The organism is Pilimelia anulata (assembly GCF_014647895.1).
Lineage (GTDB): Bacteria > Actinomycetota > Actinomycetes > Mycobacteriales > Micromonosporaceae > Pilimelia > Pilimelia anulata.
In genome coordinates, this window is record NZ_BMQB01000011.1 from 161,347 (window position 1) to 181,650 (window position 20,304).

Annotated in this window: 15 protein-coding genes and 1 pseudogene; 10 read left to right on the forward strand and 6 right to left on the reverse strand. The window is 75.5% G+C overall.

Translation table 11 applies throughout. The annotated features are described in order from the left end of the window. Positions 1–189: 189 nt before the first annotated feature. The gene (locus IEY94_RS20715) at positions 190–1,038 is read left to right on the forward strand and encodes a S1 family peptidase (RefSeq protein ID WP_189171904.1); all 849 of its coding nucleotides are present in this window, start codon (positions 190–192) and stop codon (positions 1,036–1,038) included. A gap of 19 nt (positions 1,039–1,057) precedes the next feature. Here the strand turns inward: IEY94_RS20715 and ilvD are convergent, their stop codons facing one another. Continuing rightward, the gene (ilvD, locus tag IEY94_RS20720; RefSeq protein WP_189171905.1) at positions 1,058–2,902 is read right to left on the reverse strand and encodes a dihydroxy-acid dehydratase; all 1,845 of its coding nucleotides are present in this window, start codon (positions 2,900–2,902) and stop codon (positions 1,058–1,060) included. Positions 2,903–3,286: 384 nt separating this feature from the next. Here ilvD and IEY94_RS20725 point away from each other — a divergent pair, with 384 nt between their 5' ends. The 3 genes from IEY94_RS20725 to ilvC all read left to right on the forward strand — a co-directional run bounded on the left by IEY94_RS20725 (position 3,287) and on the right by ilvC (position 6,734). Further along, positions 3,287–5,077, forward strand: a complete 1,791-nt coding sequence (locus tag IEY94_RS20725; protein WP_229784308.1) for an acetolactate synthase large subunit — start codon at positions 3,287–3,289, stop codon at positions 5,075–5,077. Between the two features lie 33 nt (positions 5,078–5,110). After that, positions 5,111–5,629, forward strand: coding sequence for an acetolactate synthase small subunit (gene ilvN, locus IEY94_RS20730; protein ID WP_189171907.1), 519 nt, complete (start codon positions 5,111–5,113; stop codon positions 5,627–5,629). Positions 5,630–5,720: 91 nt separating this feature from the next. After that, positions 5,721–6,734, forward strand: a complete 1,014-nt coding sequence (gene ilvC / locus IEY94_RS20735; RefSeq protein WP_189171908.1) for a ketol-acid reductoisomerase — start codon at positions 5,721–5,723, stop codon at positions 6,732–6,734. Positions 6,735–6,990: 256 nt separating this feature from the next. On the opposite strand, the pseudogene IEY94_RS20740 reads toward ilvC, so the two are convergent. Continuing rightward, a pseudogene (locus IEY94_RS20740) lies at positions 6,991–7,260 on the reverse strand (acetamidase/formamidase family protein); the annotation flags it as partial. Between the two features lie 404 nt (positions 7,261–7,664). Between IEY94_RS20740 and argC the strand changes: the two are divergent. The 4 genes from argC (at position 7,665) to IEY94_RS20760 (ending at position 11,975) form a co-directional block, all read left to right on the forward strand. Then, positions 7,665–8,666: an N-acetyl-gamma-glutamyl-phosphate reductase gene (gene argC / locus IEY94_RS20745; RefSeq protein WP_189171909.1), complete on the forward strand. Its 1,002-nt coding sequence runs from the start codon at positions 7,665–7,667 to the stop codon at positions 8,664–8,666. Next, positions 8,663–9,829: a bifunctional glutamate N-acetyltransferase/amino-acid acetyltransferase ArgJ gene (gene argJ, locus IEY94_RS20750; protein WP_189171910.1), complete on the forward strand. Its 1,167-nt coding sequence runs from the start codon at positions 8,663–8,665 to the stop codon at positions 9,827–9,829. The genes argC and argJ overlap by 4 nt, the downstream gene beginning before the upstream one ends. A 125-nt stretch (positions 9,830–9,954) precedes the next feature. Next, on the forward strand, positions 9,955–10,794 hold the full coding sequence (gene argB, locus IEY94_RS20755; protein ID WP_229784309.1) for an acetylglutamate kinase: 840 nt from the start codon (positions 9,955–9,957) through the stop codon (positions 10,792–10,794). After that, positions 10,791–11,975: an acetylornithine transaminase gene (locus IEY94_RS20760; protein WP_189171911.1), complete on the forward strand. Its 1,185-nt coding sequence runs from the start codon at positions 10,791–10,793 to the stop codon at positions 11,973–11,975. The genes argB and IEY94_RS20760 overlap by 4 nt, the downstream gene beginning before the upstream one ends. Positions 11,976–12,048: 73 nt before the next feature. Here IEY94_RS20760 and IEY94_RS20765 read toward each other — a convergent pair whose 3' ends face one another. The 3 genes from IEY94_RS20765 to IEY94_RS20775 form a co-directional block, all read right to left on the reverse strand. After that, positions 12,049–12,993 (reverse strand): TolB family protein, encoded by a 945-nt coding sequence (locus IEY94_RS20765; protein WP_189171912.1) that lies wholly within the window; start codon positions 12,991–12,993, stop codon positions 12,049–12,051. After that, positions 12,990–14,234 carry an MFS transporter gene (locus tag IEY94_RS20770; protein ID WP_189171913.1) on the reverse strand — a complete coding sequence of 415 codons (1,245 nt, stop codon included), beginning with the start codon at positions 14,232–14,234 and terminating at the stop codon, positions 12,990–12,992. Before IEY94_RS20770 ends, IEY94_RS20765 begins: the two co-directional genes overlap by 4 nt. Before the next feature lie 117 nt (positions 14,235–14,351). Then, positions 14,352–15,662, reverse strand: a complete 1,311-nt coding sequence (locus tag IEY94_RS20775) for a metallophosphoesterase family protein (RefSeq protein ID WP_189171914.1) — start codon at positions 15,660–15,662, stop codon at positions 14,352–14,354. Positions 15,663–16,175: 513 nt separating this feature from the next. Between IEY94_RS20775 and IEY94_RS20780 the strand changes: the two genes are divergently transcribed. Together IEY94_RS20780 and IEY94_RS20785 are read left to right on the forward strand one after the other, a co-directional pair. Next, positions 16,176–17,165: a helix-turn-helix domain-containing protein gene (locus IEY94_RS20780; RefSeq protein ID WP_229784301.1), complete on the forward strand. Its 990-nt coding sequence runs from the start codon at positions 16,176–16,178 to the stop codon at positions 17,163–17,165. A 490-nt stretch (positions 17,166–17,655) separates the two neighbouring features. After that, positions 17,656–19,290 carry a ricin-type beta-trefoil lectin domain protein gene (locus IEY94_RS20785; protein ID WP_189171915.1) on the forward strand — a complete coding sequence of 545 codons (1,635 nt, stop codon included), beginning with the start codon at positions 17,656–17,658 and terminating at the stop codon, positions 19,288–19,290. On the opposite strand, the gene IEY94_RS20790 is transcribed toward IEY94_RS20785, so the two are convergent. Beyond that, a complete protein-coding gene (locus IEY94_RS20790) occupies positions 19,277–20,293 on the reverse strand; it encodes an ROK family protein (protein ID WP_229784302.1) in 1,017 nt (338 codons plus the stop codon). The genes IEY94_RS20785 and IEY94_RS20790 overlap by 14 nt on opposite strands. Between the last annotated feature and the right edge of the window lie 11 nt (positions 20,294–20,304).

Consider the following 20,304-nt stretch of genomic DNA (forward strand, 5'->3'; position numbering starts at 1 on the left):
ATTCGTGATAACCCACCGCGTACATCTGTACAGATGTAATTCCCCGCCCGCGGGCAAGCGGCATATGTAGATATGTGGCTCTGTCGGGCGGCGGCCTTCCGGGGGTAGGTTCGGCCGGCGGCGCCCCGTCCGCGGCATCGCTCGCGACGACATCACGGGCGTCCGCCCACCACCCGCCAAGGAGGCGTCGTGCCCGTCCGCCACGCCCTGCTCGCCGCGCTCGTCACCGGCCTCACGGCGACCCTCACGGCCGCCGGCGCGACGGCCGTCGGCGCGGCGCCGCCGGTGGCCGTCCGGCCCGAGCCGGCGCCCCGGATCGTCGGCGGCACCGAGGTCCCCGACGACGCCCGCTACCCGTGGATGGCCCGGATTCAACTGCACGTCCCGAAGGGCGTGGCGATGTGCGGCGGGAGCCAGGTCTCCCCGGACATCGTCGTCACCGCGGCCCACTGCTTCCTGGAGACCACCAGCGACGGCAAGCCGGACCGGGTCGTCCTGGACATCGGCAGGATCGACCCCACCACCGCCGAGGCCGCCGGCCAGCGCCGCACCGGCGCGGCCTACCGCTACGGCCGCGGCGTCCGCAAGTCCGACTGGGCGGTCGTCAAACTGGACCAGCCGTACCGGGCCGCCCACTACCCGCGCCTGGCCGACGACGCCGGCCGGGACACCGCGCCGGCGTTCCGGGCGATCGGCTGGGGCATGACCTCGTACGGCTCGCACCAGGCGAAGATCCTGCGCGAGGTCGACCTTCCCCTGGTCCCCGACACCGACCGCCGGTGCGCCGACGACCCCGACTTCGAGCGCCCCGACCTGCACATCTGCGCCGGCGACGACAGGAAGACCACCTGCATGGGCGACTCCGGCGGCCCGCTGCTGGCGGGCGCCGCGGGCGACTGGACGCTGGTCGGGATCACGAGCTGGGGGTACGGCTGCGGCAGCCGCGGCACCCCCGGCTTCTACGCCCAGGTCAGCGTCTTCGCCAAGGAGATCCGCGCCGCGATCACCGCGCTCGGCGGCCAGCAACCCGGCCGGTAGCCCCGCGGCGCGGGGCCGGTCAGGGGACGCGGCGGTAGGCGCCGTCGCTCGCCGCGGTGGTCATCGACGCGTACGCGCGCAGCGCCGCCGACACCGGCCGCTCCCGGTCCACCGGCGTGTACGGCCGGTCCCGCTTGTCCTGGGTCACCGCCCGCTCGACCAGCACCGCCTCGTCCACCCGCAGGGCGACCGAGCGGGCCGGGATGTCGATCTCGATCGGGTCCCCGTCCTCGACCAGCGCGATCAGCCCGCCGCCGGCCGCCTCGGGCGAGACGTGCCCGATGGACAGCCCCGAGGTGCCGCCGGAGAACCGGCCGTCGGTGATCAGCGCGCAGCTCTTGCCGAGGCCGCGTCCCTTGAGGAACGACGTCGGGTACAGCATCTCCTGCATGCCCGGGCCGCCGCGCGGCCCCTCGTACCGGATCACCACGACCTCGCCGGCGACCACCGCGCCGCCGAGGATGCCGGCGACGGCGTCCTCCTGCGACTCGAACACCCGGGCCGGGCCGGTGAACCGCAGGCTGCCCTCGTCCACGCCGGCGGTCTTGACCACGCAGCCGTCCGGGGCCAGGTTGCCGAACAGGACGGCGAGCCCGCCGTCGGCCGAGTACGCGTGCGCCGCGCCCCGGATGCAGCCGCCGGCCGCGTCGGTGTCCGGGGTGGCCCAGCGGTTCGCGGTGGAGAACGGCTCGGTGGTGCGGACCCCGCCGGGCGCGGCCAGGAACAGCTCGTGCGCGGCCGGGGTCGCGGTGCCGCCGCGGATGTCCCAGTCGGCGAGCCAGCCGGCCAGGTCGGGGGCGTGGACGGCGTGCACGTCGCGGTGCAGCAGGCCGGCGCGGTCCAGCTCGCCGAGCAGGGCCGGGATGCCGCCGGCCCGGTGCACGTCCTCCATGTGGTAGTCGGGGCTGTTCGGCGCGACCTTCGCCAGGCAGGGCACCCGGCGGGAGATGGCGTCGATGTCCGCGACGGTGAAGTCGACCTCGCCCTCGCGGGCGGCGGCCAGCAGGTGCAGGACGGTGTTCGTCGAGCCGCCCATGGCGACGTCGAGGGCGACGGCGTTCTCGAACGCCGCCCGGCTGGCGATGGCCCGGGGCAGGACCGCGCCGTCGTCCGCGCCGTAGTACCGGCGGCACAGGTCCACGACCAGCGTGCCGGCCCGCTCGAACAGCGCCCGCCGGGCCTCGTGCGTGGCCAGCGTCGAGCCGTTGCCGGGCAGGGCCAGGCCGATCGCCTCGGTGAGGCAGTTCATCGAGTTGGCGGTGAACATGCCGGAGCAGGAGCCGCAGGTCGGGCAGGCCGAGCGCTCGATGGCGTCCAGCGACTCGTCGGACACGCCCGCGTCGGCGGCGGCGACCATCGCGTCGACCAGGTCCAGCTTGCGCCGGACCACGCCGTCGGCCGACACGGTCTTGCCGGCCTCCATCGGGCCGCCCGAGACGAACACCGTCGGGATGTTCAGCCGCAGCGCCGCCAGCAGCATGCCGGGGGTGATCTTGTCGCAGTTCGAGATGCAGACGAGGGCGTCGGCGCAGTGCGCCTGGACCATGTACTCGACCGCGTCCGCGATCAGCTCGCGGCTGGGCAGCGAGTAGAGCATCCCGCCGTGGCCCATGGCGATGCCGTCGTCCACGGCGATCGTGTTGAACTCCCGGCCGACCCCGCCGGCCCCGGCCACCGCGTCGGCCACGATGATGCCGAGATCCCGCAGGTGTACGTGGCCGGGGACGAACTGCGTGAAGCTGTTGGCAATGGCCACGATCGGCTTGCCGAAGTCGTCGTCGGTCATGCCGGTGGCGCGCCAGAGGGCGCGCGCGCCGGCCATGTTCCGGCCGGAAGTGGAGGTCCTGGACCGCAGTTCGGGCATGACCCGAGTGTGACACCAGCAGCTCAGCGGGCATAGCCGCGGGGCGGGGCGGCGCCGGAACCCGGCGGTGTGGGATTCCGCCGAACCGGTTGACAGCGGCCGTCCGATGCGCCAGAGTCGGCCTCATGTCCCACCGACTGTTCCAGGTAATTCTCATGTAGCGCGTCGATGCACCTCGTCGACGCGCTAGCCCGCGTGCTTCCGAGCACGGGGGCTTTTTTGTTGCCCGACCCAGCCGTGGGGCCCCCTCGGGGCCGTTCGCCACCGCGCAGCCGCAGCCCGTACCCGAGCCGAAAGTACTGATTTGTGATGACGACGAGCCCAGCGTCCGACGTCCTGGACCATCGCCCGGCGGGCGCCACCCTCGCCGCGCCCGCCGCGACCATGACCCTCGCCCCGACCGCCGCACCGCCCGCGGCGCCGGCGGTCGAGCGGCTCACCGGCGCGCAGGCGCTGGTGCGCTCGCTCGAACTCCTCGGCGTGGAGGTGATCTTCGGGATCCCGGGCGGCGCCATCCTGCCCGCGTACGACCCGCTGTTCCACTCGACGAAGCTGCGGCACATCCTGGTCCGGCACGAGCAGGGCGCCGGCCACGCGGCGACCGGCTACGCCCAGGCCACCGGCCGGGTCGGCGTCTGCATGGCGACCTCCGGGCCCGGCGCGACGAACCTGGTCACGCCGATCGCCGACGCGAACATGGACTCGGTCCCGCTGGTCGCCATCACCGGGCAGGTGGCCAGCTCCTCGATCGGCACCGACGCCTTCCAGGAGGCGGACATCCGGGGCATCACGCTGCCGATCACCAAGCACAGCTACCTGGTCCGGTCCGGCGCGGAGCTGCCCCGGGTGCTGGCCGAGGCGTTCCACCTGGCGGCGACCGGGCGGCCGGGGCCGGTGCTGGTGGACATCCCCAAGGACGTGCTGTCCGGGCCGATGGACTTCTCCTGGCCGCCCGCGCTGGACCTGCCCGGCTACCGGCCGGTCACCCAGCCGGCGCCGGCCCGGGTCCGCGAGGCGGCCGAGCTGATCGCCGCGGCGCGCCGGCCCGTGCTGTACGTGGGCGGCGGCGTGCTGCGCGCCGGGGCGACCGCCGAGCTGCGCCGGCTGGCCGAGCTGACCGGGGCGCCCGTGGTCACCACGCTGATGGCCCGCGGCGCGTTCCCCGACTCGCACCCGCAGCACCTCGGCATGCCGGGGATGCACGGCACGGTCCCCGCGGTGTACAGCCTGCAGAAGGCGGACCTGCTGATCGCCCTGGGCACCCGCTTCGACGACCGGGTCACCGGCGACCTGGCCACGTTCGCGCCGCACGCGAAGGTCGTCCACGCCGACATCGACCCGGCCGAGATCGGCAAGAACCGCGAGGTCGACGTCCCGCTGGTCGGCGACGCCAGGGCGGTGATCAGCGAGCTGGTCGGGGCGGTCCGGACCGCGTACACCGTGACCGAGAAGCCCGACCTGCGCGCCTGGTGGACGACGCTGGACGACATCCGCGGCCGGTACCCGCTGGGCTACGAGGAGCCGACCGACGGCACCCTCGCCCCGCAGTACGTGCTGGAGCGGCTCAGCGCCCTGGCCGGCCCGGACGCGGTCTACGCCGCGGGCGTCGGCCAGCACCAGATGTGGGCGGCGCAGTTCGTGCGGTACGAGAAGCCCGGCACCTGGCTCAACTCCGGCGGCCTCGGCACGATGGGGTACGCGGTCCCGGCGGCCATGGGCGCCAAGGTCGGCCGCCCGGACGCGGTCGTCTGGGCGATCGACGGCGACGGCTGCTTCCAGATGACCAACCAGGAGCTGGCCACCTGCGCGCTGGCCGGCATCCCGATCAAGGTGGCGGTCATCAACAACGGCAACCTGGGCATGGTCCGGCAGTGGCAGACCCTGTTCTACGGCGAGCGGTACTCCCACACCGACCTCGGCACGCACCAGCACCGGGTGCCCGACTTCGTCGCGCTCGGCGAGGCGCTCGGCTGCGCCGGCCTGCGCTGCGAGACCGCCGCCGACGTGGACGCCACGATCGAGGCCGCCATGCGGATCAACGACCGCCCGGTGGTCGTCGACTTCATCGTCGGCAAGGACGCGATGGTCTGGCCGATGGTGCCGGCCGGGACCAGCAACGACGAGATCATGTTCGCCCGCGGCGTCGCGCCGCGGTTCGAGGCGGACGACCTGTAGGCCGCGGCTACCGAAACGGATCGGTGACGAATCATGCCCAAGCGCACGCTGTCGGTGCTGGTGGAGAACAAGCCCGGCATCCTCACCCGGGTGGCGGCCCTGTTCGCCCGCCGCGGCCTCAACATCCACTCGCTCGCGGTCGGCGAGACCGAGCACCCCGAGGTGTCCCGGATGACGATCGTGGTGGACGCCGACCCGCGCCCGCTGGAGCAGGGCACCAAGCAGCTCGACAAGCTCGTCGAGGTCCTGAAGATAGTGGAACTGGAGGAGGACGCGAGCGTCCAGCGCGAACTGCTGCTGATCAAGGTGTGCGCGGACCCGTCGGTGCGCTCGCGCGTACTGGAGACCGTGGCGCTGTTCCGCGCCCGGGTGGTCGACGTGTCGCCGAAGGTCCTGACGATCGAGGCCACCGGGACCACCGACAAGATCGCGGCGCTGATCCGCGACCTCGAGCCGTACGGCATCAAGGAGATGGCCCAGTCCGGGCTCGTCGCCATCGGGCGCGGGGCGCGCTCGATAGCGGGCGGCCCGCTGCTGCGCGCCGCGTCCTGACCCGCGGGCGCCCCGCCCGGGGCGCCCGCACCCCCGACCCCAGCGGCGCCGGGATCCGCCCGGCCGCCGCCCACCCAGCGAAAGGAATCACATGCCCGCCGAGGTGTACTACGACGATGCCGCCGACCTGTCGGTGATCCGCGGCCGGAAGGTGGCGGTGCTCGGGTACGGCAGCCAGGGCCACGCGCACGCGCTGTCGCTGCGCGACTCCGGGGTGGACGTGCGCGTCGGCCTGCCCGAGGGCTCCAGGAGCCGCCCGAAGGCCGAGGCCGAGGGGCTGCGGGTGGTCACCCCGGCCGAGGCCGCCGCCGAGGCCGACCTGATCATGGTGCTGGCCCCGGACACCGTCCAGCGCACCCTCTACGCGCAGGACGTGGCGCCGCACCTGACCGCCGGCAAGGCGCTGCTCTTCGGCCACGGCCTGAACATTCGGTACGGCTTCATCCAGCCGCCGGCCGACGTGGACGTCGCGATGGTCGCGCCGAAGGGCCCCGGCCACCTGGTCCGCCGCCAGTTCACCGAGGGCCGCGGCGTGCCGTGCCTGGTCGCCGTCGAGCAGGACGCCACCGGCGGGGCGTTCGCGCTCGCGCTGGCGTACGCGGCGGCGATCGGCGGCACCCGGGCCGGCGCCATCCGGACCACGTTCCGGGAGGAGACGGAGACCGACCTGTTCGGCGAGCAGGCCGTACTCTGCGGCGGCGCGGCGGCGCTCGTGCAGACCGGGTTCGAGGTGCTCACCGAGGCCGGGTACGCGCCCGAGATCGCCTACTTCGAGTGCCTGCACGAGCTGAAGCTCATCGTGGACCTGATGTACGAGGGCGGCATCGCCCGGATGCGGTACAGCGTCTCCGACACCGCCGAGTACGGCGACTACTCCCGCGGCCCGCGCGTCGTCGACGCCCGGACCAAGGAGGAGATGAAGCGCATCCTCGCCGAGATCCAGTCGGGCGAGTTCGCCCGCGAGTGGATCGCCGAGGACGACGCCGGCCGGCCGAACTTCAGCAAGTGGCGGCAGCAGGGCGCGGAGCACCCGATCGAGGAGACCGGGAAGAAGTTGCGGTCGATGATGAGCTGGGTACAGCGGGACCTCACCGAGACCGCTTAGGCGGTCGACCCGCCGGGACGCCGGCGGGAGTGCGGCTGGCTCCCACCCTCGGGGTGTGGGTGGGGCCAGCCGCACCACCTATTCGCCCTATTCGCCGGCGGCGGCGGTCAGGTGTGGAGGGCGGTGGCGGCGTCGCCGACGGCGGCCCCGGTCGCCGTGCCGATGATCGGCAGGCCGGCCAGCGGCGCGCCGGCGTACCGGTCGGGGATCCGGCGGACGGCGTCGCCACCGCGCGGCGCACCTCGGTCAGCGGCTGGTCCACGATCAGGACGGTGGTCATCGCGGTCTCGACCGCGACGCCGCAGCACTCCCCCTCCCCCCGCCGGGCGTGCCCATCACCCAACGCCAGCAGGGCGCCCTCGACGTTCACCGGCAGGTACAGGGTGTTGCCGGCGCGCACGTGCGGGGTGTCGAGGTTCCCGCCGTGCCGGTCCGGGACGATCGTCAGTCGCGACTCCCCGGCCGCGGGGGCGACGCCGATGGTGCCGATCATCGGCTCCAGCGGCAGGTCGACCACGTGGTCGCTGCGGCAGCGGCTGACCTGCTTCACGGGTTGGCGGCGGGTCGACAAGGGACGGGAACGATCATCCAGTCGGCGCCAGTTTGCGGCTGCTGACCGCCCCGGACCTGCGCAGTTACCCTCAGCGAGCAGTCGCACTCGGCCGGCCGGTCCGCTGGTCGCCACCGGGCCCCGGTGGTGTTCACGCCGGTCGGTGCCGCGCCGTGCGACTGCGCCGCGCCACCGTGCGGCCACGCCCGTCCCCGGGGTGGGGGGCGGTACGGCCCGGTGGTTTGCCGGGGGCGTTCGCGCGGGCGGGCGCCCCCGGACCCGCGCCCGCCCGATTCTTACTCAGGGTGCCCTAAACCACAACGCGTTGCCCCGGCCCGATGACGTTGGTACGCTGTCTGCATACTCATGCGGAGGATAGTATGAATATGCGGATAGCCGTCGCGGGCGCGAGCGGCTACGTCGGCGGCGAGTTGCTCCGCCTGATCGCCGGACACCCCGACCTCGACCTCGTCGCCGCGACGGCGCACAGCCGTGCCGGCGAGCCCGTCGCCGCCGTCCACCCGCAGCTCACCGGCATCGACGCCACGCTGGTCCCGACCGGGGCCGCGGCGCTCGCCGGCGCCGACCTCGTCTTCCTCGCGCTGCCGCACGGGCACTCCGCCGCGCTCGCCGCCGAGCTGCCCGACAGCGTGCGGATCGTCGACCTCGGCGCCGACTTCCGGCTGGCCGACGCGACGGCCTGGGGGCGGTACTACGCCGGGCCGCACGCCGGGACCTGGACGTACGGGCTGCCCGAGCTGCCCGGCCAGCGCAAGCGCATCGCCGACTCGACCCGGGTGGCCAACACCGGCTGCTATGCCGCCGCGATCACGCTCGCGCTGGCACCGCTCATCGCGGCCGGCGCCGTCGCCGCGGACGACGTCGTCGTCGTGGCCGCGTCCGGCACCTCCGGCGCCGGCAGGGCCGCCAGGGCGCACCTGGTCGGCAGCGAGGTCATGGGGGACCTGTCGCCGTACGCCGTCGGCACGCACCGGCACGTACCGGAGATCAAGCAGGCCACCGGCGCCCGCGGGCTGTCGCTGACGCCGGTGCTCGCGCCGATGCCGCGGGGCATCCTGGCCACCGTCACCGCCGCGCCGACCGGCGACGCCGACCCGCGCGAGGTGCTCGCCGCGGCGTACGCGGACGCGCCGTTCGTGCACCTCCTGCCGCCGGACCGGTGGCCGCACACCGCCGCCACCGCCGGCGGGAACGCCTGCCACCTCCAGGCCACCGTCGACCGGGACACGGGGCGGGTCATCGTGGTCAGCGCGATCGACAACCTGGGCAAGGGCGCCGCGGGGCAGGCCGTGCAGTGCGCCAACCTCATGCTCGGGCTGCCCGAGGCGGCCGGGCTGACGGCGTACGGGGTGGCGCCGTGAGCGTCACCGCTCCCAAGGGGTTCCGGGCCAGCGGGGTCGCGGCCGGGCTGAAGGCCAGCGGCGCCCCGGACGTCGCACTCGTCGTCAACGACGGCCCCGCGGCGACCGCCGCGGCGGTGTTCACCGCGAACCGGGTCAAGGCCGCGCCCGTGCGGTGGAGCGAGCGGGTGCTCGCCGCCGGTACGGTCCGCGCGGTCGTGCTGAACTCCGGCGGCGCCAACGCCTGCACCGGCGCGGCGGGGCTGCGGGACACCGGGGCGACCGCGGAGCGGGTCGCCGCGGTGGTCAAGGCCGGCTCGGCGGCGCTGCGACCGGACGACGTCGCGGTCTGCTCGACCGGGCTGATCGGGGTGCCGCTGCCGATGCCGGCGCTGCTGGCCGGCGTGGACGCCGCCGCCGCCGCGCTCGCCGGGGACGGCGGCGACGACGCCGCGGCGGCCATCATGACCACCGACTCCGTACCGAAGACCGCGGTCGCCGCGGGCGCCGGCTGGACCGTCGGCGGCATCGCCAAGGGCGCCGGGATGCTCGCGCCGGCGCTGGCCACCATGCTCGTCGTGCTCACCACCGACGCGCTCGTGGACGGGCCGGAACTGGACGCGGCGCTGCGCGCGGCGACCCGGTCCACCCTCGAACGGATCGACGCGGACGGCTGCCTGTCCACCAACGACACCGTGCTGGTGCTGGCCAGCGGCGCCAGCGGGGTGCGGCCGGCGCCGGCCGAGCTGGCCGCGGCGCTGACCGCGGTCTGCGACGACCTGGCCGGGCAGCTCATCGGCGACGCCGAGGGGGCCAGCAAGCAGGTGGCGATCGAGGTGCGCGGGGCGGCCGACGAGGCCGACGCCGTCGAGGTGGGGCGGTCGGTGGCCCGGAACAACCTGGTCAAGACCGCACTGTTCGGCAACGACCCGAACTGGGGGCGGGTGCTCGCCGCCGTCGGCACCACCGCCGCGGCGTTCGACCCGGACGCCCTCGACGTCACGATCAACGGCGTGGACGTGTGCCGCGGCGGGGCGGCGGCGGCCGACCGGTCGCTGGTCGACCTGTCCGGCCGGGACGTGTCCATCGTCGTCGACCTGCACGCCGGGGCGGCGACCGCGACGATCCGGACGACGGACCTGACCCACGCGTACGTGCACGAGAACTCGGCCTACTCCTCGTGACCGACACGCTGACGCCGGCCCCCGCGCCGGCCGCCGCCGCGGCGCTCCCCGACCCCGGCGACGCCGACCCCGACAGCGGGGGTACCCGCCCCGACCTCGCCGCCGCGAGCGCGCGGGCGGCCGCGCTGGTGGAGGCGCTGCCCTGGCTCGCCCGGCACGCCGGGGCGACCGTGGTGGTCAAGTACGGCGGGCACGTCGCGGTCGACCCCGCGCTGCGCCGCGCGTTCGCCGCGGACGTCGTGTTCCTGCGCCGGGCCGGGCTCAAGCCGGTCGTCGTGCACGGCGGCGGCCCGCAGATCTCGGCGATGCTGGACCGGCTCGGCCTCGCCACCGAGTTCCGCGGCGGCCTGCGGGTGACCACGCCCGAGGTGATCGACGTCGTCCGGATGGTGCTGGTCGGCGGCGTCGGCCGGGAGCTGGTCGGCGAGATCAACGCGCACGGCCCGCTGGCCGTCGGGCTGTCCGGCGAGGACGGCGGGCTGATCACCGCGGTCCGCCGGCCCGCGTACGTCGACGGCGCGGCCGTCGACATCGGGCTGGTCGGCGACGCCGCCCGGGTGGACACCGCGCTGCTCGACGAGCTGCTCGCCGCCGGCCGGATCCCGGTCGTCGCGACCTGCGCGCCGGACGCCGGCGGCCGGCTGCACAACCTCAACGCCGACACCGCCGCCGCGGCGCTGGCGGCGGCCCTGGACGCGCGCAAGCTGATCATGCTGACCGACGTGCCCGGCCTGTGCCCCGGCTGGCCGGACAGCGACCGCCCGATCCCCCGGATCACCGCCGACGCCCTCGCGGCGCTGCTGCCGGAGCTGCGCGCCGGCATGGTGCCGAAGATGGAGGCGTGCCTGCGCGCGGTCCGCGACGGGGTGCCGGTGGCGCACGTCATCGACGGGCGGGTACCGCACGCGACCCTGCTCGACATCTTCGGACCCGCGGACTTCGGCACGATGGTGGTGGAGAAATGACGCTGATCGACCGGTGGCGGCACGCCCTCATGGACAACTACGGCACCCCGCCGCTCGCGCTCGTCCGCGGGTCCGGCGCGGTCGTCGCCGACGAGGCCGGGCGGGAGTACGTCGACCTGATCGGCGGGATCGCCGTCAACGCCCTCGGCCACGCCCACCCGGCGGTCGTCGCCGCGGTGACCCGGCAGATCGGCACGCTCGGCCACGTCTCCAACCTGTACGCCGCCGAGCCGCCGATCGCGCTGGCCGAGCGCCTGCTCGCGCTCGCCGGCCGGCCCGGCCGGGTGCTGTTCGCCAACTCCGGCGCCGAGGCCAGCGAGGCCGCGTTCAAGCTCGCCCGGCTCACCGGCCGCGGCGGGATCGTCGCCGCCGCCGGCGGCTTCCACGGCCGGACCATGGGCGCGCTCGCGCTGACCGGCCACCCGGCCAAGTCGGACCCGTTCCGGCCGCTGCCGCCCGGCGTCACGCACGTCCCGTACGGGGACGTCGCCGCGCTGCGCGCCGCGGTCACGGCGGACACCGCCGCGGTCGTGCTCGAACCCATCCAGGGCGAGGCCGGCGTGCTGGTCCCGCCGCCGGGGTACCTGTCGGCGGCGCGGGAGATCTGTACCGCGGCCGGCGCGCTGCTCGTGCTGGACGAGGTGCAGACCGGCATCGGCCGGACCGGCCGCTGGTTCGCCCACACCGCCGAGCCGGGCGTCGACCCGGACGTGGTCACGCTGGCCAAGGGCCTCGGCGGCGGGCTGCCGATCGGCGCCTGCCTCGCCTTCGGCCCGGCCGCGGACCTGTTCCGGCCGGGGCACCACGGGACGACGTTCGGCGGCAACCCGGTGGCCTGCGCGGCGGCGCTCGCCGTCCTCGACACGATCGCCGCCGACGGCCTGCTGGACCACGTGGTCGCGACCGGCGCGGTGCTGCGCTCCGGCGTCGCCGGGCTCGGGCACCCGCTGGTGGCCGGGGTGCGCGGCGACGGGCTGCTGCTCGCGGTCGAGCTGACCGCGCCGGTGTCCGGGGCGGTCGCCGACCATCTCCGGGAGGCGGGCTTCCTGGTCAACGCGGTCCGGCCGGCGACGCTGCGGCTGGCGCCGCCGCTGGTGCTGACCGCGGCCCAGGCGGAGGCGTTCGTCGCGGCCCTGCCGGCGGCCCTGGACGCCGCGGGCGTCCCGGCCGCCGTCGGCTGACCCGCCCGACGCCGAACCGCCCCGGGCGCGACGACACCACGGCAACTCCGGGCCCGGCGGGCGGTGCCGCGGGCTAGAGGGCCGCGGGGGACGCGGCGTCCGGGCGGAGCAGGCGCGGGGCGCCGGTGCCGTCCGCCGGTACCGCGAACAGGGCCGGCTTGCCCCGGTGCGGGCGGGCGTACCCGATCGTCGCCGGGTCCAGCCAGGCCGGCTGGTCGTCCACGTGCGCGGTCTCGGCCAGCGCCACGTCCGCGCCCGTGCCCAGCGCGAGCACGTGCAGCCGCCAGTGCCGGCCGGTGCGCAGCTTGTACGCGATCCGGGTGCCGTCCGGCGACAGCGATGGGCACTCCACCCCGGCCCGGACGTCGACCAGCCGCCGGCCGGGCAGGTCGCCGCGCAGCAGCCAGAGCCGCCCCTTGGACGACATCGTCGCGTAGAAGGTGCGGTCGTCGCGGGCGAACGTGATGCCCCAGAAGTTCATGTCGACCTCGTCGTACGGGCGCCCGCCGATCGTCACCGCGAAGTCCTCCAGCGACCCGTAGTGCGCCCCGGTCGCCAGGTCGTACGCGCCGGCGGTGGTGGAGAACGCGCCGTTGTTGAGGTACGAGTCGCCGCTGCGGAACACCGTCCAGGCGATCAGCCGCCCCGACGGCGACACCCGGGCCCGGCTGGGCGTGCCCCAGGCGAGCAGGCTGGCCCGCTCCCTCATCCCCGGCCCGTACGCGAGGATCGTGGTCGAGCCGGGCGTGCCGTCCACCCGCAGGCAGACCAGGGTGCCGGCGGCGGCGTACGCGCGCTGGCAGGTCGGCCCGGTCCCGGTCACCCGGTCGCCGGCGGCCTGCTGCACCCGGCCGGTGGCGCCGTCGACGTACAGCAGCGTGCCCGCCCGGCCGGGGTCCAGCGCCGGGCCGGCGGGCCGGTCGGTGGCCCGGATCCGGGCCGCGGCGAAGCCGCTGCCGGCCACCAGCGTGACCGTGACGAGGACGATGCCGAGCAGGGTACGGCGACGGGCGGTCATCGGGCGGCCTCCGCGGTTCGGGCGCGGCCGAGGCCGCCGGCGGCGGCGAGGGCGCCGACCAGCGCCAGGGCGAACAGGACGAACGCGGCGCGCAGGCCGCCGTACTGGGCGAGCAGGCCGAACGCGAGCGCCCCGCCCGCCCGGGCCACCGCCTGCGCGGTCTGCACCGCGCTGAGCCCGGTCGCCCGGACCGACGCCGGGACGAGCGTCGCCGCGTGCGCCATCAGCACCCCGTCGGTCGCGGCGTAGAACAGGCCGTGGCAGCCGAGCGCGAGCAGCGCGACCGGCCAGCCGGGCAGCCCGGCGAGCAGCAGGTACGCGACGACCAGCAGGCCGTGGCCGGCGAGGAACACCCGCCACCGCCCGACCCGGTCGGCGAGCCGGCCGACCGGCGCGGCGGCGAGCATGAAGGTCAGCGCGGTACCCAGCGGCAGCAGCGGCAGCACCCCGGTCGGCAGCGCGAACCGCTGCTGTACGGCGAGGTAGAGGAACATGTCGCCGACCGTGCACAGGCCCAGCAGCGCGGCCCCGCCGATCAGCCGGCGCGGGGCGGCGCCGCGCAGCGCGGCGAGCGCGGCCGACGGCCCGGGTGGCGGCCCCGGCGCCGCCACCCGGCCGGGCATCGGGACGAGGAACAGCAGGACGAACAGGCCGACCAGGCCGAGGCAGAAGCTGACCCCGAACACCGCGTCGTACCCGGCGCCGGCGGTCCAGGCGACCAGCGCGAACGCGAGCAGCGGGCCGAGCAGCGCGCCGGCGGTGTCCAGCGCCCGGTGCACGCCGAACGCCCGGCCGAGCAGGTCCGGCGGGGTGGCCGCGGTGATCATCGCGTCCCGCGGGGCGGTCCGGATGCCCTTGCCGGCGCGGTCCACGGCGATCGCCATGCCGATGCCGGCGACCGAGCCGCCGGCGGCCGGCAGGGCGAGCTTGGTGAGGGCGGAGAGGCCGTACCCGACGGCGGCGACCGCGCGCGGCCGGCCGAGCCGGTCGGCGAGGTACCCGCCGGCGATCCGGAGGACCGCGGTGCCGCCGGTGTACAGGCCGTCGATCGCGCCGAGGGCCGCGTACCCGACGCCGAGCCGGTACACGAGGTACAGCGGCAGGATCGCCGTCACCATCTCCGCGGACAGGTCGGTGACGAGGCTGACCAGGCCGAGCCCGACGACGGTGCCGGAGACGCGGCCGGCGGCGCGCCGGGCGGTCGCGGGGCGGTCGGCGGCACGGGTCGTGGACAGGTACACCGTGGAGCCCCTTCCGGATGACGGGTCGGCGGGAGAGTGGCGGCGGTACCGCCGCCGGTTCGCGGCCGGGCTCGTCGGCGGCGAGGGCGGCGGTACCGCCGGTCTCGGGCGGGGGCGTCAGCCCCGCGGCTGGATGTCGAACGTGCCGGTCGGCGGCTGCGCCCCGTGGCACTTGCCGGAGACGGTGTCGGTGAACGTCCGCCCGGCGACCGGGACGAAGTCCGCCCTGTAGTCGGCCCCGGTCAGCGTGAGCTGGCCGACGCCGAGCGTCTTGTCGTTGGCGACGAGGCGCGGGCCGGCGGTCTTGCTGTTCAGGCTGTAGTAGCCCCGGCCGCCGGTGCCGATGAGGAGCTGCACGATGCCGTTGGCGTCGTCCCGCTTGCCGGTCGGGTCGGCCGGCGCGAACCGCTGGTAGTTGTGGTCGTGGCCCACGATCACCAGGTCGGCCTTCGCGTCGTAGAGGGCCTTGTACATGGGCTCGGTGCCCTTCTGGTCGCCGTGGTCGCTGCCGCTGAACCGCGGGTGGTGCCAGAACGCCCCGACGCACGGCTTGGTGTTCGCCGCGAGGTCCTTCTTCAGCCAGGTGACCTGGGCCGAGCTGGCCGACATGCCGGTGTTGGAGTTGAGGCCGTAGAAGCGCCAGTCGCCGATGTCGACGGCGTACCAGCCCTGGCCCTTCGTGCCGGCGTTCTTGCCGAAGTAGTCGTACGTCGGCCCGCCGCTGGCGGTGCTGTAGTCGTGGTTGCCGAGCGCCGGGTAGCTGATCGCCTTGAACTTGCCGTAGTGCGGGTCGTAGTTCTTCTGGTACTCGGACGCCGTCCCGCTGCCGTACGCGATGTCGCCGGCGAGCAGCAGCGCGGCCGGGTTCATCTTGCTGACCAGCGGCGCGGTCTGGTTGCAGGACGAGCCGCAGAGGTCGCCGACGGCGGCCACGGTCACCGCGTCGGCGCCGGGCGGCTTGCGGCCGGCCTGGAAGGCGTCCACCCGGAACGCGCTGGCCGGATCGCTCAGGTTCCCGGCCACGGTCACGCAGTCGCCCGGGAACGCCTGCGTGTGGAAGGCCCGGCCCGGCCAGTTGCGGCCGGTGTAGGTGCGGCCGGGGCCGGCGGCGCCGGTCACGGTCACGGTGTCGGTACCGGCGAGGTCGAGCTGGGCGAACCGGACCCGCAGCCACGCGGCGCCCGGCTGGCAGACCTGCCGGGCGGTGGTGCCGGCGCGGCCGGCGGCGTCGGCGCGGCCGGCGACGGCGCCGGGCTCGGCGAGCTGGGTCACCTCGTCGATCGCGTCCGGCGCGGCCGGGGCGCCGGACTGCGCGGCGGACGAGCCGGGCAGCAGCGGCACCGTACCGAGGGCGATCAGGTAGCCCAGGGCGGCGGCCACTCTCGCCCGGCTGGGTCGGAGCCGGTTGGCCGATGCGGAAGCACTCATGTCATTCGATCCTCTGTGGAGTGGCCGCGGCCGGCCGGGGAGCCGGGACGGCAGCCGAGGGGTGCCGGGGACCGCGCGGCGGCGGTACCGGCGGGGAACGCCGGGGGCCCTGCGGGGCGGGCCGGACAGGTCGGGTGGGGGCGGCCGCGAGCGGCGGCCGGCAGGCCGGGGCAGTCGGGGGGTGGCCCGGCGGCCGTACGGCTAGGAGCTGTCCATCAGCGCACTCCTCACGAGGATGACCCGGGGGCCGCGATGCCGGATCGGCCACTCGGCCCTGGCTGCCGAACCGTTCCGTTCGCATCGATGGAGGCAGATGTTATGAACGCCGCCGGACCGGGTCAACGAACCGCCAGAGTGTCCAGACTGGCGGCCGAAATGCGATCATGCACAGGCGATAATCGAGCAAATTCCGACAGATCTTCGAACGGCGCAGGGGCCGCATACGTGAATCACGCAAGGCGTGCGTCGATATTCGCGGCCAACAATTCCCGCGCCGGGGAAGAAAGGGGCGACATGGGCGGACTTCCCCCCGAGGCGACGGTGGATCGACCGGGCGCCGGCCCCGGCGGCTTCGACGCCGCACTGCGCGCCGCGATCACCGACAGCGGGCTCAGCCTGGACGAGCTGTCCCAGCGGCTGCGCCGGCGCCGGACCCCGGTCAGCGCCAGCACCCTGAGCTACTGGCAGAACGGCGAGAACCAGCCGGAGCGGGCCAGCTCGCTCGCGGCCGTACCGGTCCTCGAAGAGCTGCTCGGCCTACCGCCGGGCACCCTGCTCCGGCTGGTCGGGCCGCGCCGGTCGCGGCAGCGCCGGCCCGGCGGGGTCGGCCGCAGCGTGGGCTTCGACGAGGTGTGGGGGCGGCCGGAGACGTACGTCCGGGCACTCACCAAGATCGACGCGACGCCCGAGGACCTGAACCACCCGTTCCCCGTCTCCCAGCACCTGTCGTCCCGGATCGACGCCGCCGGACACGAGGAGTCCGTACGGGTGCGCCGGATCATGCTTGCCGACCGCGAAACGCATCGTTTCCTGTTCGTCTCCCGCTGCCACAATCTTTCCCGGCCGCCGATGGTCACCTACGCCGACGGCTGCCGGCTGAACCGCTTCCGCGCCGACGTATTCACCGCCACCTGCGTATTCGAGTTCACCCTCGACGCCCCGCTGCGGGCCGGCGACGCCGTCGCGGTCGAGTTCGCCCTGCGCTTCCCGCCGGGCCAGGAGACCCGGCACGCGCTGGTCGCGCTGTCCCGCCCGGCCCGCTCGCTGGTGATCGACGTGGCGTTCGCGCCGGAGCGCCTGCCGACCCGCTACTGGGGCTTCCGCCGCTCCCGCAGCACGGCCACCCCTGAGGACACCGAGCTGCTGCTGACCCCCACCCGCAAGCTCCAGTTCGTCACCCTGGACCCCGGGCCCGGCCAGTACGGCATCGAATGGCGCTGGGACCGGACCCACAACACCCTCCGCACCCCCCGCCGCCAACCCCCCACCCCCCGCGCCGCCTGACCGAACAGCCGCACGGCACCGGGCGCACCACCCACCCGCGCACCCGATCGATCACCCGCCGGCACACCACCCCACCCACGCACCCGCCGGCCGACCACCCACCCGGCCCCCGCCCGGCCGACCACGCACGGCACGAGCGGGAGGGGGCGGGTGCCCCGGCAGGGGATCAAGCCTGACCGCCCCTGCCGGGGCACCCGCCCCCTCCCGCGCCGCCCACGACTCCCGCAACCACACCAGCCCACGACCCCGCCGCACGCACCACCCACGACCCCGCCGCACGCGCCATGCGCGAATCAACATGCGACCCCCGCAACACGGGCCACACCGGCTCCCGCCACACACGCCACAACGACCACAAGCGACCGAGAGCCCACACCCGCACCACGAGTGGCCAGCGACACCGAGCCCCCGACCCGGGAGGGCAAAGAATCCCGCTCCCCCCGCCGATCTTCCGTAGGTAAACCCGGCTCGGGCCAGGAGAGGTGTCGGCATGCGCGGTGGACAGGCGGCCAGCCCGCCATGCCGCCGTGCCCCGGCGACGCCGCCGCGGGCCCGGCTGCGCGCCGCCGTACGGCGCTGGCGCGAGGACCGCGGCTCCCTCCCGATGGCCATGCTGCTGATCATGATCGTCGTCTCGACCAGCACCGTGGTCCTCTCCACGACGGTGGTGGAGGTCACCGCCACCCGCCAGGAGGTCCAGCGCGACCGCACCCTGACCGCCGCCCGCTCCGGCCTCGACCTCGCCGTCGCGCACATCCGCGCCGCCCGGTCCACGACCGACCCCGCCGCCGGCGACTACCGCCGGCTGCCCTGCGGCCCGCTGGCCGCGGGCGAGGCCGACGGCACCCGGTACCGGGCGCTGATCTCGTACGTCACCGAGAACCCGCACGGCCGCACGGCCGAATGGCTCGCCGCCAACGCCATCCCGTGCGACGACAACGGGCCCGCCGTGAGCCCCGGCTGGGCGGTCGTCCGGTCGGCCGGCGCCGCCTCGGGCACCGGGGACATCGCCGCCGGGCCGCACCGGCAGCTCTGGGTGACGTACATGTTCCAGACCCTCGACGCCGTGCTGCCCGGCGGGCACATCCGCGGCTGGGGCAGCGACCTGTGCTTCGACGCCGGCGCCGCGCCGGCCGTCGGCCAGGCGCTGCGGCTGTCCACCTGCGCCGAGGGGGCGTCGCGGCAGCAGTTCGCGTACCGGCCGGACCTCAGCCTGCTGCTCGTCTCGACCGCCCGCACCACCCCGCTGTGCGTGGACGGCGGGTCCGGCCACCGGGTCGGCGACGCCGTCCTGCTCCAGCGGTGCCTACAGCCGATGAGCTGGCGGCAGCAGTGGAGCATCAACGGCCTGGCCAACTTCCAGGGCGTGGACAGCTCGGGCGGCACCGACGAGGTGTGCCTCGGCTCGTACCGGGGCGGGGTGAACAACACCCCGGTCGTGCTGGACGACTGCTCCTGGGACAGCCGGGTGGAGAACCCGTACAACGTTCGGCACACCTTCACCCCGGACGCCACCGTCGGCGCCGGGCGGGCCGGGGCGGTGTCCGGGCAGTTGGTGAACTACCACCAGTTCGGCCGGTGCGTGGACGTCACCGACCAGCGGGTCAGCCGCGGCTTCCTGATCCTGTGGCCGTGCAAGCAGCAGCCGACCGGGCTGGCGCACTGGAACGAGCGGCTGAACCTGCCCGCGATCCCCGCCGGGGCGACCAGCGCCACCGGGCCGATCACGATCGTCGTGCCGTCGGGGTCCAGCTCGCCGGCCGGCACGTACTGCCTGCAGAGCCCCGGCTCGACCGCGGCGGCACAGTACGTCGCCGCCGTCACCTGCGACCCGACCGGCCGGACGCCCGCCGGGACCCGGTGGACGGTCAGCGGCGCGACCGGCGACGTGGAGACCTCGTACCGGATCCGCGAGGCCCGCGACGGCGGCGGCGAGGGCTACTGCATGTCCGCGACGGACGCCGCCACCCGGCCGGACTTCTTCCGGCCGGAGGAGTTCCCCGACATCGGCAAGCTGGTCGTCGCCGACTGCGACGGCGGCAACCTGCAGAAGTGGAACGCGCCGCCGATCCTCAGCGCCGGACCGCCGCTGCGCGACTACGGCGAGGGCGCTACCGGTCCGTGACCGGCTCGGCGGCCTGGCGCGGCAGCGGCGGCGTCGGCCGCGGCGGCCGGACCCGCTCCGCGGCGTCAAGCGCGAGCAGGCCCGCGCCGACCAGCCCGGCCTCCGGGCCGAGCCGGGCCGGGACGACCGGCGGCAGCGGCCGGGCGTCCGCGCCGAACACGTTGCGGCGCAGGCTGGCCCGGGCCGGGTCGAGCAGCAGGTCGCCGGTGCGGACCAGGCCGCCGCCGACGATCACCACACTCGGGTCGAAGACCGTGACCAGCGCCGCCATGCCGACGCCCAGCCAGTCGCCGATCGTGCCGAACAGCGCCCGGGCGCTCGGCTCGCCGGCCGCCGCCGCGCGGTGCACGGCCTCCCCCGGTACGCCGTCGGGGCCGGCCAGCGCGGCCATCGGCGAGTCCGGCGCCTTGGCGGCCAGCTCGTCGGCGAGCCGGCCGAGCGCGGTGCCGGACGCCTCCGCCTCCAGGCAGCCGATCGCGCCGCAGCCGCACCGGGCGCCGTCCCCCGGCCGTACCCGGAGGTGCCCGACCTCGGCGGCCAGGCCGCCGCTGCCGCGCAGCAGCCCGCCGCCGACGACGATCCCGCCGCCGATGCCGGTGCCGACGGTCAGCACGACGACGTCGGTGTGCCCGACGCCGGCGCCCAGCTTGTACTCCGCCCAGGCGGCGGCGTTGGCGTCGTTGTCCACGACCGCCGGCAGGCCGAGCCGCTGGGCGAGCAGGGCCTGCAGCGGCAGGTCGTGGTACGGGCTGTTCGGCGCCCGGCTGATGAACCCGTCCGGCTGCCGGACCAGCCCGGCCGCCCCGGCGCCGACCGCGGCCACGCCCGGGTGGGCGGCGCGCACCTCGCCGGCGAGCCCGAGGATCGCCGCCACGGCGGCGTCGGCGTCCCGCGGCATCGGCACCGTCCGGACGTCGGCCAGCGCGCCGGCGGCGTCCACCACCCCGGCGGCGATCTTGGTGCCGCCGATGTCGAGGCCGATGGCGGTACGGGGGTCCGGCACAGCTCTGCTCC